Annotated in this window: 17 protein-coding genes; 7 read left to right on the top strand and 10 right to left on the bottom strand. The window is 59.6% G+C overall.

Annotated elements, in window-relative coordinates:
* Window positions 1-18: 18 nt before the first annotated feature.
* Window positions 19-1,176 carry an elongation factor P maturation arginine rhamnosyltransferase EarP gene (earP, locus tag J2X66_RS23270; RefSeq protein WP_310269036.1) on the bottom strand — a complete coding sequence of 386 codons (1,158 nt, stop codon included), beginning with the start codon at window positions 1,174-1,176 and terminating at the stop codon, window positions 19-21.
* A gap of 124 nt (window positions 1,177-1,300) precedes the next feature.
* Between earP and J2X66_RS23265 the strand changes: the two genes are divergently transcribed.
* Both J2X66_RS23265 and J2X66_RS23260 read left to right on the top strand, forming a co-directional pair.
* The gene (locus J2X66_RS23265; RefSeq protein WP_310269033.1) at window positions 1,301-1,711 is read left to right on the top strand and encodes a hypothetical protein; all 411 of its coding nucleotides are present in this window, start codon (window positions 1,301-1,303) and stop codon (window positions 1,709-1,711) included.
* Between the two features lie 2 nt (window positions 1,712-1,713).
* On the top strand, window positions 1,714-2,196 hold the full coding sequence (locus J2X66_RS23260) for a transcription elongation factor GreAB (protein ID WP_310269030.1): 483 nt from the start codon (window positions 1,714-1,716) through the stop codon (window positions 2,194-2,196).
* Window positions 2,197-2,202: 6 nt separating this feature from the next.
* Here the strand turns inward: J2X66_RS23260 and cysB are convergent, their stop codons facing one another.
* The 5 genes from cysB to J2X66_RS23235 form a co-directional block, all read right to left on the bottom strand.
* Window positions 2,203-3,177, bottom strand: coding sequence for an HTH-type transcriptional regulator CysB (cysB, locus tag J2X66_RS23255; RefSeq protein WP_027925712.1), 975 nt, complete (start codon window positions 3,175-3,177; stop codon window positions 2,203-2,205).
* 113 nt (window positions 3,178-3,290) lie between these two features.
* Window positions 3,291-3,794: a universal stress protein gene (locus J2X66_RS23250; RefSeq protein WP_027925711.1), complete on the bottom strand. Its 504-nt coding sequence runs from the start codon at window positions 3,792-3,794 to the stop codon at window positions 3,291-3,293.
* Window positions 3,795-3,889: 95 nt separating this feature from the next.
* Window positions 3,890-4,795: a 5'-nucleotidase gene (locus tag J2X66_RS23245; RefSeq protein WP_310269026.1), complete on the bottom strand. Its 906-nt coding sequence runs from the start codon at window positions 4,793-4,795 to the stop codon at window positions 3,890-3,892.
* 24 nt (window positions 4,796-4,819) lie between these two features.
* Window positions 4,820-5,776 (bottom strand): putative 2-dehydropantoate 2-reductase, encoded by a 957-nt coding sequence (locus tag J2X66_RS23240; protein ID WP_310269023.1) that lies wholly within the window; start codon window positions 5,774-5,776, stop codon window positions 4,820-4,822.
* Window positions 5,773-6,159, bottom strand: coding sequence for a co-chaperone YbbN (locus J2X66_RS23235; protein ID WP_027925708.1), 387 nt, complete (start codon window positions 6,157-6,159; stop codon window positions 5,773-5,775). Before J2X66_RS23235 ends, J2X66_RS23240 begins: the two co-directional genes overlap by 4 nt.
* Here J2X66_RS23235 and J2X66_RS23230 point away from each other — a divergent pair.
* On the top strand, window positions 6,158-6,601 hold the full coding sequence (locus tag J2X66_RS23230) for a PilZ domain-containing protein (protein ID WP_027925707.1): 444 nt from the start codon (window positions 6,158-6,160) through the stop codon (window positions 6,599-6,601). The two genes, J2X66_RS23235 and J2X66_RS23230, sit on opposite strands and share 2 nt — an antisense overlap.
* A 128-nt stretch (window positions 6,602-6,729) precedes the next feature.
* Window positions 6,730-7,806: a 3-deoxy-7-phosphoheptulonate synthase gene (locus J2X66_RS23225; protein ID WP_027925706.1), complete on the top strand. Its 1,077-nt coding sequence runs from the start codon at window positions 6,730-6,732 to the stop codon at window positions 7,804-7,806.
* A gap of 65 nt (window positions 7,807-7,871) precedes the next feature.
* Here the strand turns inward: J2X66_RS23225 and J2X66_RS23220 are convergent, their stop codons facing one another.
* A complete protein-coding gene (locus tag J2X66_RS23220) occupies window positions 7,872-8,153 on the bottom strand; it encodes a GNAT family N-acetyltransferase (protein WP_027925705.1) in 282 nt (93 codons plus the stop codon).
* A 640-nt stretch (window positions 8,154-8,793) separates the two neighbouring features.
* On the opposite strand from J2X66_RS23220, the gene oprI reads away from it, so the two are divergent.
* On the top strand, window positions 8,794-9,045 hold the full coding sequence (oprI, locus tag J2X66_RS23215; protein ID WP_003199355.1) for an outer membrane lipoprotei OprI: 252 nt from the start codon (window positions 8,794-8,796) through the stop codon (window positions 9,043-9,045).
* A 124-nt stretch (window positions 9,046-9,169) separates the two neighbouring features.
* Here the strand turns inward: oprI and J2X66_RS23210 are convergent, their stop codons facing one another.
* From J2X66_RS23210 to J2X66_RS23200, 3 genes are all read right to left on the bottom strand, one after another.
* Complete coding sequence (locus J2X66_RS23210; RefSeq protein ID WP_140670889.1) at window positions 9,170-10,141, bottom strand: L,D-transpeptidase family protein; 972 nt, start codon at window positions 10,139-10,141, stop codon at window positions 9,170-9,172.
* A 103-nt stretch (window positions 10,142-10,244) separates the two neighbouring features.
* Complete coding sequence (locus J2X66_RS23205; protein ID WP_003226812.1) at window positions 10,245-10,538, bottom strand: hypothetical protein; 294 nt, start codon at window positions 10,536-10,538, stop codon at window positions 10,245-10,247.
* Between the two features lie 56 nt (window positions 10,539-10,594).
* Window positions 10,595-11,200 carry an arylesterase gene (locus tag J2X66_RS23200; protein ID WP_310269015.1) on the bottom strand — a complete coding sequence of 202 codons (606 nt, stop codon included), beginning with the start codon at window positions 11,198-11,200 and terminating at the stop codon, window positions 10,595-10,597.
* A 10-nt stretch (window positions 11,201-11,210) separates the two neighbouring features.
* Here J2X66_RS23200 and J2X66_RS23195 point away from each other — a divergent pair, with 10 nt between their 5' ends.
* Window positions 11,211-11,894: an ABC transporter ATP-binding protein gene (locus J2X66_RS23195; RefSeq protein WP_007943616.1), complete on the top strand. Its 684-nt coding sequence runs from the start codon at window positions 11,211-11,213 to the stop codon at window positions 11,892-11,894.
* Window positions 11,894-14,398, top strand: a complete 2,505-nt coding sequence (locus J2X66_RS23190) for an ABC transporter permease (RefSeq protein WP_310269010.1) — start codon at window positions 11,894-11,896, stop codon at window positions 14,396-14,398. The genes J2X66_RS23195 and J2X66_RS23190 overlap by 1 nt, the downstream gene beginning before the upstream one ends.
* Window positions 14,399-14,402 lie beyond the last annotated feature (4 nt).

Below are 14,402 nucleotides of genomic sequence, written 5' to 3'. Positions count from 1 at the left end.
AAAAATCTAGGCCGCGTATCATATCCAATTTACATAAAACTGTACCAGCGCCGCGGCAAGATCGGCCTGCAAGGCTTGTTCCAGACACCACGCCTCGGCGTGTTTTTGCAGCTCTGGCCAGTGTTTGCGGGCTGTGCGCCAGTGGTCGGACATATCATGACCGGCATTCCAGGCGTGCCAAAGACCGTTTATCGCCTGGCTGGCGGGCTCGGACAGGCCTTTTGTGTACAGCGCGAGGAACGCATCAAGCTTGTCCAGGTGGATGTCTTCCTCCTGCTGATAGATGTGCCAGAGCATCGGCCGACCCGCCCATTGAGCGCGAACGAAGGAGTCTTCACCGCGCACGGCGTTGAAATCGCAGCACCAGAGCAGGTGATCATATTGATCCTGTCGGACGAACGGCAGCACCTGGACGGTCAATCCGTCGCGAACATGAAGCGCCCCCGCGGCCAATCCTTCAACGCCGAGCCAGCGTTCGACATCGCCGAGAATCCGCCCCTCGGGCACCAGCAAATGTGTGGGCGACGAATCGGCGGCCAGTACATCCAGCCAACTCGACAACCCGGCATTCTCATAGGCAAACAGCGAGATCAAGTGCGCGTTCGGCGCACGATCAATGCCCAACCCTTGAAGGAATTCGCGTTGAGTCTCGGGACTTTGCTGAAACTGCCGGCGACGCTCAAGCAATCCACTTTCACGCAGCAGACCGCCGGTGCCCGGCCGGAATCCCGGGAAGAAGAAGTACTTCTGCACCGTTTTGTATTTGACCGACGGTAAACCGTGGCAGCCGATCACCCAGTCCTCGGCGCTCAGATAATCGAGGTTCATCCACAGCGGCGGCTTTACCCGCGCGGCCATGGCGTCCATGTAGGCGCTCGGCAATTGGCAGGCGAATGCGGCGATGACCACGTCCGCCGCGTCGGTGGCCAACCACTCGGTCGGCCATTGGCGCACTTCGACACCGGCCTGCCATTGCTGCGCGACATGGCTATCGATCTGGGGACACAGACGTTCGAAGGCGCGCAGGTCATCGACCCACAAGCGCACCTCCAGCCCGTGGTCGGCCACCAGTTGGCGAGCCAGGCGCCAGGTCACGCCGATGTCGCCAAAGTTGTCGACCACGGTGCAAAAAATATCCCAGCGCCGGCGGTTTTTCACTTGAGGCAGTTCAGGCATTCCAGGTTCCCGTTGGCAAAGGCACCGATTGTCCGCATAAATTACCTCGTGCAGAAGAGCCGACGGCGATTAATCTTCGTGCGACAATCGCCACTCGCCCGCGACCATCCGCCAGGAGGCAGCCATGCCCTACCGTCCCAACCCGCGCAGCCCGCTGCCGATCCAGCTTAACGCCCTGCGATTGACCGGCAGCATTGCCCTTGGTATGTGGCTGGGATTTATCGCCATCGCGCTGACCTGCTGGCTCGTCTCAGCGGTGTTTTTCAAAGAGCAACTGGCACCGGTAGCCGCCGCCGTGGAACAACTGGCCAAGCCGCCGATTGTCGAACAGCCAAGGCCGGATATTCCACCGCAGAGCCCGTTGTTCGAGCAATACGAAGAGAACCTGCGCAAGAACGAACAGCAGGTGCGTATGGATCAGGCCCGCAGCAGCAGCCGCAATCTGTCCAATCCAAAATGCCAGTTCTGGTTGCAGCAGGACCATACCGCGCCGAGCGAAAAAAGCCGCGCCAATGTCCTGCAATTCTGCGACTGATCATGAACAAACAGACCGTCCACCAATTGATTCTCGACAAGCTGCGGATTGATCTCGACATCGCAGAACGTGCCGCGCAAACCGCCTACGAAACCGCGACCCACGAAGAAAACATCGCCGAAAACAAGTACGACACCCTGGGGCTGGAGGCGTCCTATCTGGCAGCCGGGCAGGCAAAACGGGTGGAAGAAATCCGCCAGTCACTGGCGCTGTGCCAAAACCTGAGGCTGCGCCCTTATGATGATCAGCGCGGCATCGAAGTCGGCGCGCTGCTCGGACTGGAAGACGAGAACGGTCGTGAGCAATGGCTGTTTCTGGCCCCCGACGCAGCCGGCCTGAAGGTCGATCTGGTGGGGCAACTGATTACCGTCATCACCCCCCGCTCGCCGCTGGGCAAAAGCCTGCTGGGCAAGTTCGAAGGGGATGAAGTGGAGATTCTGGTAGCGGGCGCTCGGCAACAGTTCTCTGTTACCGAGGTGATCTAAAACAAATCAGTGGACCGGCAGTTCGACGCCGTCGAACAGTTCTTCCAGCTCCTGCTTGTTGTGGCACTGAATGGCTTTAGCCATCACTTCGCGGGTCAGGTGCGGGGCAAACTTCTCGATGAAGTCGCACATGAAGCCACGCAGGAAGGTGCCACGACGGAAACCGATTTTGGTGATACTCGATTCAAACAAATCGCTCGCATCGAGCATGACCAGATCGCTATCGAGTTTGGCATCGACCGCCATTTTCGCCACGATGCCCACACCCAGTCCCAAACGAACGTAAGTCTTGATCACGTCGGCGTCGGCGGCGGTGAACACCACTTTCGGCGTCAGGCCGCGATGGCTGAAGGCTTCGTCGAGCTTCGAGCGGCCGGTAAAACCGAACACGTACGTCACGATCGGGTATTCGGCGAGGGCTTCGAGGGTCAGCTTCGACAGCTTGGTCAATGGGTGACCTTGTGGCACGACCACGCAGCGGTTCCAGCGGTAGCACGGCATCATCACCAGGTCGCCGAACAACTCCAGCGCTTCGGTGGCAATAGCAAAATCCACGGTGCCGTCAGCGGCCATTTCAGCGATCTGCATCGGCGACCCCTGGTGCATGTGCAGGGCAACGTCCGGGTATTGCTTGATGAAGGTGCTGATCACCGGTGGCAACGCATAACGTGCCTGGGTGTGGGTGGTGGCGATCGACAGGGTGCCCTTTTTCTCGTTGGAGAATTCCTGGGCGATCTGCTTGATGCTTTCAACCTTGCGCAGGATTTCGCCGGCGGTGGTGATGATGCGTTCGCCAGCCGGGGTGACGCGGGTCAGGTGCTTGCCGCTGCGGGCGAACACCTCGACGCCCAGTTCGTCTTCCAGCAGGCGGATCTGTTTACTGATACCCGGTTGCGAGGTGTAAAGGCTTTGGGCAGTAGCGGAAACGTTGAGGTCGTGGTGCGCCACTTCCCAGATGTAGCGCAATTGTTGAAGCTTCATATGAATCCCTCAAAGCAGGTAGACGCCACGGGCATCAGCGACGGTATATAACTATATTAATGGCGTGAAGAATAAATCTAGAACTTTTTTGTCAAATTGCCACTATTTGTGTTCTAGCGATCTTCCTTGCGGCGACGCTCTACCAGTGGCACCAGATAGACCGGCACCCGCGCCAGCTGCAACACGCGCGCGGCGGTCCTGCCCAAAGGCGTTTCCGCGCCAGCACCATGGCTATGACTACCTACGATCAGCAAATCCACAGAGAGTTTCTGCGCCTGGTCGAGAATCACCTGCGACGGATCCCCCTGAAGTACGCGCACCGCGCGGATTCGCGCCAGATCCTGCTCCCCTTCATCCCCCAGCTCTTCGCGAAAACTGTCGAGCACCCGCTGCTCGATATTGGCAATGACAGTACTCAGGCCCTGACTGTGAAACTCGTTCAAGGCCTGTTCATCCAAATAACTCTGAAGCACCGATTCGGCAAACAACCCCATGGGCTCAACCGCGTGGACCACATACAAGTCGGCATTGAATGTCCGCGCCAGGGCCAAGGCATGTTGCATCACCAACGGTGCATATAGGCCAAGGTCAGTGGCATACAGCATCGACTGAATCATAGGATCTCCTCGCAAGCCAACATGGCGGAGATTTGATTCAGCTTAGCAGCGCCTTGACGAGTACGACGCTTTGCGTAACGCGTTGAACGGCGGGCTTAAATCTTTTGCTCGTTGCTTATGCCGTGCGGTACGTGACCGGTGGCGACGACTTCACGGGCCAATTCGCAATGGCCGGCCTGATCGTCGAAAAACACATCGGCGGCGAACGCTTCGAGAAACGCCGATTTGGTCAGGCCACCGAGAAACAATGATTCGTCGAGGCGAATGTCCCATTCGCGCAACGTGCGGATCACGCGCTCGTGGGCCGGCGCCGAACGCGCCGTGACCAACGCCGTGCGGATCGGGCAGTCGTCGTCTGGAAACTCACGCTGCAACAGATTGAGGGCCGCCAGGAAGCCTTTGAACGGCCCTCCGCGCAATGGCTCACGGGCGGCTTCGCGCTCGCTGGCCTGAAACGCTTCCAGGCCGCCCGACTGGTAGACCCGCTCCGACTCGTCGGAAAACAGCACCGCATCGCCGTCGAAGGCAATCCGCAATTCATCGCTGGCCGCGCGGCTGGCACCACCCGACAGAATGGTCGCCGCGGCGAAACCGGCCTCCAGTGCGCTGCGCACGTCTTCGGCATGCGTCGACAGAAACAGGTCACAGCCAAAGGCCTTGAGATACGGATAGGGACTGCGCCCGCCGACAAACGCCGCGCGGGAAATTGCCAGTCCATAGTGATGAATCGAGTTAAACACCCGCAGTCCTGTGTCGGCGCTGTTGCGCGACACCAGGATTACCTCGACCCGGGCGCGACCAAGAAGCGTATTGAGGTTCAGGAGTTTCTGCACCAGCGGGAAGGCATCACCAGGCTCAAGGATTTCGTCCTCGTGCTCGATCTGATATTGCCGGTAGGCCTCGACACCGCTCGACAAATACACCTTGTGGCTTTCGCTCAGGTCGAACAGTGCCCGCGAAGAAATCGCCAGCACCAGTTTGTCGTCGATAATCTTGGCCATGCGCTTCCCCCCGGATTGATCGACTCAGGTATTTCGTCGATCGATAAAACTCAAACTGCGATACAAGGCTTCGATCAGCGGCAATTCGCACCCTGCCGCTTTGGCCGCTGCCAAGGGACGCGCGTAAATCGCCGCCAGTTCCAGCGGTCGCTTGTGCAGGAAATCGTGGTACATGCTCGGCCAGTAGTCCGGCATTTTTTCGGTCACCATGAACAGATGGTCGGCGTAACCGGCCGGTATGTCGTGACCACAAGCGATTGCGCCTTGCACCACTTCGGCCATCAATGCCTTGATCAATTCCCGGCTGTCAGCATCGGCCATCAATGGCGTGGTGCTGGCCCCCAACAGAACCGACAGACCGTTGTACGGAACATTCCAGACCAGTTTTTGCCAACGTGCCTGTTGCAGGTTCGGCATGGCCTGGGAATCGATGCCAGCGCTGCGGAACAGTCTGGCGCCCGCTTCTACAATCGCCACGCGCTCCACTTCATCGACCGCAGGACCACTGTGATAGCCGATGTTGACGGCGCCGAGTGCCTGATGGGTAATTTCCCCGGGGCCGGTGCGATGGACACAGATAAAACACAGCCCGCCGAGCAGGTGCAAAGTGTCAGGAAGCAACTCGCGCAGGCTGTCTTCGACGTCCAGGCCATTCTGCAAGACCAGCACTTTGGCGTTCGCGGCAGCCGCCTGAATGATGGCGGGGGCCAGGTCGGCATTGCTGGTGGTTTTGGCGCCGACCAGCAACCAGTCGCAGGCGGGCATGTCTTCAGCGCACGAATAAGCCTGAACCGGGCTCAACGTCAACGCGCCATGCACCGCGCTGTCGAGTTGCAACCCGCGCTCGGCCACTGCTGAAAACTCACTGCGCAGCAAAAAATGCACATCGAAGCCGGCACGCGCCAGCATCATCCCGTAGAACCCGCCGATTGCGCCGGTCCCGATCACACCGATTGTCGGCCTGGTCACTGCCCCCATCATGGCAACTCCTCTGCTGTTTTCATCAGCGCCCGTCCGACCGCTTCATTGAGTTCGGTACCGGTCAGGCGCGATTTTAATGCCCCGAAGAACTCACCGTCGCGCACTAAAAACAGCGCCGGCAAATGAAAAACCTGGTAACGCTCGACCACCCCGCCATTGTTCCCCGCATCGATCCAGCACAGTCGATCGACTGCCAGATCGAGCCTTGGCAATTGCTCACGGGCAAATCGGCAACTGGCGCAGCCGACACTGGTAAAAATCACCAGGGAAACACCGGGCATTCCCAACAGCCGTTGGTCGGCATCGAAATCGGTCAGTTCCAATTCGACCACTATACTGGGTGAAAGAATGTCAGATGGCCGACACAGGGAGTCCGTGTTCATGGGACGTTTTATTCCTCATCCTGATGATGTGCCCGTCGAATTAACGTTGCTCACACATGAGTGCATCTCGCGACAACGCTTGCACACTATCAGCCTCGGGGGCATGGCTTGCAATTATCACAGGGCCTGGCGCCATGGCACGGCGCTGGAAGTGCGCATGCCGACCCTGAACCCCGACTTGCGCTACCTGGGCTATGTGGCCTGGTGCCTGCGGCGCAAACGCGGCTACCTGGTGGGCATTGCCTTTGTCGACGAGCAGATGATGTTCAGTGCCCGAATGGGCGAGCAAGTGTGCCAGATCGAACGGTATTGCCGCCTGCATGACGCACATGATGACTTGCAAGGTATTCAGGCGCTGGCCCTCGAATGGGTCCAGGCGCATGCCGACGAGTTCTCTCACGACACCGTGCGCAAGGCATTTGCACAGGCTGTGCTGGATTAAACAGGTGTGTGCCCATTGTCGAGCAGGCGCCTAACGCGCTAAGGTTCGGGTCCCCGACGCGCTTAATTTGCTGTGCTCCGCCGCGCGGGTTCGCTGGCGGCCGGCACCCGTGACCTGACGAGTAAACGATGGCTGATTTACCGATCAACGACCTAAACGTCGCCTCCAACGAGACGCTGATCACTCCTGACCAGCTCAAGCGTGACATCCCCCTGAGCGACGCCGCCCTGCGCACCGTCACCAAGGGTCGCGAAGTCATTCGCAATATCCTGGATGGCACCGACCACCGCCTGTTCGTCGTCATCGGGCCTTGCTCGATCCACGACATCAAGGCTGCCCACGAATACGCCGAGCGCCTGAAGGCACTCGCGGCAGAAGTGTCCGATACCCTGTATCTGGTCATGCGCGTGTATTTCGAAAAGCCACGCACCACCGTCGGCTGGAAAGGCTTGATCAACGACCCGTACCTGGACGACTCGTTCAAGATTCAGGACGGTTTGCACATCGGTCGCCAGTTGCTGCTGGACCTGGCCGAAATGGGCCTGCCGACCGCGACCGAAGCCCTCGACCCGATCTCCCCGCAATATCTGCAGGACCTGATCAGCTGGTCGGCCATCGGCGCACGTACCACCGAATCCCAGACTCACCGCGAAATGGCTTCCGGCCTGTCCTCGGCCGTCGGTTTCAAGAACGGCACCGACGGCGGCCTGACGGTCGCTATCAACGCCCTGCAATCGGTTTCCAGCCCTCACCGCTTCCTGGGCATCAACCAGGAAGGTGGCGTGTCGATCGTCACCACCAAGGGCAACGCCTACGGCCACGTGGTACTGCGCGGTGGCAACGGCAAGCCGAACTATGATTCGGTCAGCGTCGCGCTCTGCGAGCAAGCGCTGAACAAGGCGAAGATCAAGCCGAACATCATGGTCGATTGCAGCCACGCCAACTCCAACAAGGACCCGGCCCTGCAACCGCTGGTGATGGAGAACGTCGCCAACCAGATCCTCGAAGGCAACCAGTCGATCATCGGCCTGATGGTCGAAAGCCACCTGAACTGGGGCTGCCAGGCCATCCCGAAAGACCTCGCCGACTTGCAATACGGCGTGTCGATCACCGACGCCTGCATCGATTGGTCCGCCACCGAAAACACCTTGCGCAGCATGCACGCCAAGCTCAAGGACGTGTTGCCCAAACGCGATCGCACCTGATCACCGTTTAGCGCACACAAAAACGCCAGGCTTAAACCTGGCGTTTTTTTATGCGTTCGTTTGGGTCACAGCTTGGCGGCGTGCCGCTGGTGGCGCTCCATGTAGCGCTCAACGTAGGAGCACGATGGAATGACGGTGTAGCCCATTTCATCAGCGTACTCCAGCGCCTTCTCGGTCAATGCCGCAGCAATGCCACGACCACGCAATGCGTTGGGCACGAAGGTACGATAGATATCCAGGGTCTGTTTTCCCAGATCCATATAGGTCAGGTAGGCACGATGACCGTCCACATTGGTCTCGAACTGATGACCAGCCTGGTCATGGTGGATGGACAACGCCTCGCTCATCACTACTCCTCGCGGGTCTGAATTCTGACCCCTACCTTACCGATGTTTTTCCGGCGAAGGAACATCTACGCCACCCCGTGCCAATGGACACCGAGAAGAACTGCACCGATCTCGCGCAACCGAGCACGTATCAAATAGTAGGCACCATTGGCGAAAATGCTCAAGGTGCGCTCGTCATCATGCTCAGCCAGCGGGTGCTGCTCCGGGGGTACGCAGGGACGGCTCGACCGACGGTCTTAGCGGGTCGGCAGCCTGAACATTGCCGGATATTGAGACATAAGACGAATCTGCTCTCTTAAAGTCACCTCTAGATGGATAAAGATTATGAGAGCCTCTGCGCAAAATTCGAACAGAAGTATGGACGAACTCATCTAGCCAGACTTTAGCCAAGACCGAAAAAAAGCCCTGTGAGTGCGCGGAACTTTTTTTGAGCGGCTCGCTCATCTCGGGCCTCGCAGCTGGATATTTTTTAGACAATGCAGTTAAAAGTTGCTCGAAAAAGAATCAACGCCTACAATTTTTTTTGCTTCTTGCTTTACGTCAGTTTACTTACGAGTAGTAATGAGTAGTATGTACGCCGGCTATTTCCTCACTCTGAGGAGACAGCTAACTTAATAGAAAGTCCTTGAAGGGGAACACGATGAACAACGTTCTGAAATTCTCTGCTCTGGCTCTGGCCGCAGTTCTGGCTACCGGTTGCAGCAGCGCATCGAAAGAAACCGAAGCACGTCTGACCGCTACTGAAGACGCAGCTGCTCGCTCCCAGGCTCGTGCAGACGAAGCTTACCGTAAAGCTGATGAAGCTCTGGCTGCTGCTCAAAAAGCACAACAGACTGCTGACGAAGCTAACGAGCGTGCTCTGCGCATGCTGGACAAAGCTAGCCGCAAGTAATAATCCCTCGGGATTGTTATCAAGCCGACCCATTTTTTGGGTCGGCTTTTTTATTGCCTGGTGTTTCCTACCGGCAATAAAAAACCCGCCGACGCGGTGTGCGTCGGCGGGTTGTTTTCAAGCCTTACTGCAACGGATCGAGCGGTGTATTCGACACCATCGGCGCGGAGCCATTCGGCACCGCGATTTCCACCGGCAGGCCATCTTCAGCGGCGACCACGTCACGCACCACATCCCAGTTCATGCGCAGGTTGTTAGTGATGTCTTCACGCTTGAGCATCGCGTTGATCACCGAGGTGTGCTTGTCGACCACCGACGGGTTGCCCTTGTCATCCAGCGGTGTGTGCGCTTCGAGATACACCTTGCCGCCGCTTACGCCAAATTTGTACGGATCGTTGATGATTCGTACCGACGTGCCGACCGGCACCATTTTCGCCATTTCCAGCACGTTATTGTTGAACATGCGGAAGCAGCCGTGACTCGTGCGCATGCCAATGCCGAATTTCTTGTTCGAGCCATGAATCAGGTAGCCCGGAGTGCCCAGACTGAATTTGAACGGCCCCAGAGGGTTATCCGGGCCTGCTGGCACGACATTCGGCAGCGGATCACCATCGGCGGCGTGCTCGGCCTTGATCGACGCTGGAGGGGTCCAGGTCGGGTTAGGCGTTTTCGCGGTGATGGTGGTGTGTGCGATTGGCGAGCCCCAACCCTCGCGACCAATCCCCAGCGGGAAGGTGTACACCACGTTCTGGCCTTTGGGGTAGTAGTAGAGGCGGTACTCGGCCAGGTTGATCACGATGCCTTCGCGCGGGCCCGGTGGCAGGATGAAACGGGTCGGCAGAATGACTTCAGTACCGGCGCCCGGCAACCATGCATCGACACCCGGGTTGGCCGCGATCATTTCCGTGTAGCCCAGGTCGTAAGCGGTACCAAGGTCAGCAAAGGTATCTTCGTACTTGGCCTTGATCACCTGCACCTGGCCGATGATGTCTTCACCGGGCGGTGGCAGGGGAAACTCCAATGCTGCAGCTGGACCGGCCATACAAAGGGCGGCAAGAGACAGGCAGCGGGTGACGGCAGGAAAACGCGGCAACATCCGGAAAGTCCTTCGCATGATCGACAAGGGTATAAAAAACGGGATTGTACACCGCCGCCTGGAATTTCGGGGAGTTGGCCGATAGCACGCTATCTTTTATGCGCTAGAGCTCAAAGCGCAGCTCTGGCCAGATCGGCGAGGTGCCGCGCTTTTGCGATTCAAGGATGGCCCGGCACAGCGAGCACAGGCGCTGGTCCTGGAATACTCGACGATCAACACTCGACCAACGTGGCTGTGCAGGCAACAGGCTGCCACACAAGGTTCGGTCCGCCGAGCCGCCCAGCTCCAGTTGACGGGTTACCAGATGCACCCGCACTTCCTGGCAGGCGAACAGATCCAGCTGTTCGTCAGGCTCGATCAGTTGGTAGGCAAAAAGTGACCAGGCAGGACGCGGCATCGAGGGCTCCAAATCGGGGGCGCCACCTTAGCCGAAAGCCTGCGCCTAGAAAAGGGTCATAACAGCGGTTTTAGCGTAGGCCAGACATTATCCAGCAACTTGTCCTGAGCCCCGGCCGCCGGGTGTATGCCGTCAGCCTGCATCAAGTCCGGATGACCGCCGACGCCGTCGAGGAAAAACGGCACCAGCGCGATTTTTTTCTCGGTGGCCAGCGTGCTGTAGACCTTGGCAAAGGCCTCGGTGTAGCGCACGCCGTAATTAGGAGGCAGTTGCATACCCAACAGCAGGACCTTGGCGCCGTTGTCGCGGGAGCTGTCGATCATCGACGCAAGGTTTTGTTGCAAATTAGCCGGGGGCATTCCACGCAGTCCGTCATTGCCGCCCAACTCGAGGATGACAAGCTCCGGCTTATGTTCTGCAAGCAGCGCAGGCAGGCGCGCCTGGCCTCCGGCACTGGTGTCGCCACTGATGGAGGCGTTGACCACTTTATCGTCGAAGCCTTCGTGTTTGAGCCGTTGCTCGAGCAGCGAGACCCACCCTAACCGGGTATCCAGTCCGAAACCCGCGCTGATACTATCGCCAACGATCAGGACAGTACCCGCCGCTGCGTTCTGGGCCATGCACATCAAGGCCAGGCCAGCACTCAAAAACCACACACGCATCGGATTCTCCATGGGCGCAAGCATTCTCACCGCGAAGAACCTCAGCAAAGTGGTTCCCAGCGCGGAAGGTGAACTGACTATCCTGCACGAACTCAGCCTGGAACTGAACAAGGGCGACAGCCTGGCCATCGTCGGCGCCTCCGGTTCCGGCAAATCCACCCTCCTCGGCCTGCTCGCCGGGCTCGACCTGCCCAGCAGCGGCGAAGTCACCCTCGCCGGGCAAGGGCTGAGCACCCTCGATGAGGATCAACGCGCACGCATTCGGGCCGAGCATGTCGGTTTTGTATTCCAGTCCTTTCAGTTGCTCGACAGCCTCAACGCCCTGGAAAACGTCATGTTGCCGCTGGAGCTCGATGGCCGCAAAGATGCCCGCGAGCGGGCCACCGAGTTGCTGCAACGGGTCGGCCTGGGCCAGCGCCTGACCCACTCCCCCCGCCAGCTATCCGGTGGCGAACAGCAACGTGTAGCGATTGCCCGTGCGTTTGCCGCCGAGCCCGATGTGCTGTTCGCTGATGAACCCACCGGCAACCTCGACAGCCATACCGGTGAGCGCATCAGCGACTTGTTGTTCGAACTCAATCAGGAACGCGGCACGACACTGGTACTGGTGACCCACGACGAACGCCTGGCACATCGCTGCCGGCGCCTGATCCGCCTTGAAGCCGGCCTGCTGGTCGCCCCACTGGAGCCTTGATGGCACGCCTGCCGCTGTTGCGCCTGTTCAGTCTTGCCATCCGTCAACTGCTGCGTGATGCCCGCGCCGGTGAATTGCGCGTGCTGTTCTTCGCCCTGCTGGTGGCCGTAGCGGCGAGTACCGCCATCGGCTACTTCGGCGCCCGCCTCAACGGCGCCATGATGTTGCGCGCCACCGAATTTCTCGGCGCCGACCTGTTGCTCGAAGGCAGCTCACCGGCACGCCCCGAACAAATCAAAAGCGGTATGGAACTGGGGCTTGAACACGCACAGGTAGTGGAGTTCTCCAGCGTCATCGCCACCGATAACGGCATTCAACTGTCCAGCATAAAAGCGGCCGATGATGCCTACCCACTGCGCGGCGAACTGAAAAGTGCCCCGGCGCCTTTTGCGCAGGAAGTACCCGGCGGCGGGCCGAAATCCGGCGAGGCCTGGGTCGAGGCGCGACTGCTGACAGCGCTGGATCTGAAGATCGGCGACAGCATCGACGTCGGCATGAAAACCCTGAAACTGGCACGTGTCCTGACTTACGAACCCGACCGGGCCGGCAACTTCTATAGCCTCACACCACGGGTGCTCATCAACCTCAGCGACCTGGCCGCCACCGGTGTGGTGCAACCCGGAAGCCGGGTCAGCTACCGGGAACTCTGGCGCGGCAAAGCCGAGGCGCTGGAAACCTATCGCCAATTGGTCAAGCCGGGCCTGGCTGCCAACCAGCGCCTGCAGGATGCCCGCGATGGCAACCGACAAATTGGCGGCGCGCTGGGCAAGGCCGAGCGTTACCTCAACATGGCGAGTCTGGTGGCGGTCCTGTTGTCCGGCGTGGCGGTAGCGCTGTCGGCCACGCGCTTTGCCACGCGCCGATTCGATGCCAGTGCCCTACTCCGTTGCCTGGGCCTGTCACGCCGGGAAACCATGGCGCTGTTCAGTTTTCAGTTGACCGTACTCGGGCTGCTCGCCAGCCTCAGTGGCGCCCTCCTTGGCTGGCTGGCTCAGTTGGGGCTGTTCGCCTTGCTGCATGATTTGCTGCCGACTGACGTGCCGCCGGGTGGTCTGCTGCCGGCCATTGCCGGGATCGGAACCGGGCTGGTGGCACTGGCCGGATTTGCGCTGCCACCGCTGGCCGCGCTCGGTCGAGTGCCACCACTGCGCGTATTGCGCCGAGACATGCTGCCAATTCCGTCCAGCACCTGGATGGTCTATGGCGCCGCCCTGGGTGCCCTCGGCCTGATCATGTGGCGCCTGAGCCTCGACCTGGTACTGACCTTCGCCCTGCTCGGCGGCGGCGTAATCGCCGCACTGGTGCTCGGTGGCTTGCTTTTGCTGCTGCTCAAAAGCCTGCGCCGGCTGCTGGCCCGTGCTTCGCTGCCTTGGCGCCTCGGTCTGGGCCAGCTGCTACGTCATCCACTGGCTGCTGCCGGGCAAGCCTTGGCCTTCGGCCTGATTCTGCTGTCCATGGCGCTGATCGCGTTGCTGAGAGGCGAACTGCTGGACACCTGGCAGAACCAATTGCCGAAAAACGCACCGAATTATTTTGCGCTGAACATTCTGCCGGCGGACAAACAGGCCTTTACGGATCGCCTGATTCAACTGTCGGCGCAGTCCGCGCCACTTTATCCGGTGGTGCCGGGTCGACTGATCAGCATCAATGGCGAGCCGGTTCAGGACATCGTCAGCAAGGATTCGGCGGGTGATCGGGCGATCCAGCGCGACCTGAGCCTGACCTGGGCGGCGGACTTGCCGGCGGGCAACAAACTCACCGCGGGCAACTGGTGGACCGAGCAGACACCGGACGAGGTTCCCGGTGTGTCGGTTGAAGGCAAGGTGGCCGAAAGCCTGAAGCTCAAGCTCGGTGATCACCTGGTGTTTACCGTAGGCGGGGTCAATCGTGAAGCGAAGGTCACCAGCTTGCGAGAGATCAACTGGGACAACTTCCAACCGAACTTCTTCATGATCTTCCAGCCCGGCACCCTGAAAGATTTGCCGGCGACTTACCTGACCAGTTTCTATCTGGCGGCCGGTCACGATCAGCAGATCGTCGACCTCTCGCGCAGCTTCCCGGCAGTGACGATTCTGCAAGTCGAAGCCTTGCTGGAACAGCTGCGCAGCATCCTCGCCCAAGTCACACTGGCGGTGGAATATGTGCTGTTGTTTGTACTCGCGGCGGGGATGGCGGTGTTGTTTTCCGGCCTGCAGGCGACCCTCGATGAACGCATTCGCCAAGGCGCCCTGTTGCGCGCGCTGGGGGCCGAGCGGCAGTTGCTGGTGAAGGCCCGGCGGATCGAGTTCGGTTTGCTCGGCGCGGTCAGCGGTTTGTTGGCGGCACTGGGCTCGGAACTGGTGAGCCTGGTGCTTTACCGCTACGCCTTCGACCTGCCGTGGCACCCGCATCCTTGGTTGTTGGTGTTGCCCGTGATCGGCGCGGTGCTGATTGGCGGCGCCGGTGTATTCGGTACGCGTCGTGCGTTGAACGCCAGCCCCCTGACAGTCTTGCGCGAGGGTTGATAGA

The organism is Pseudomonas sp. 3296, from assembly GCF_031456615.1.
In the GTDB taxonomy this organism is placed as follows: domain Bacteria; phylum Pseudomonadota; class Gammaproteobacteria; order Pseudomonadales; family Pseudomonadaceae; genus Aquipseudomonas; species Aquipseudomonas mucoides.
This window is presented reverse-complemented; position numbering and strand designations above follow the sequence as displayed.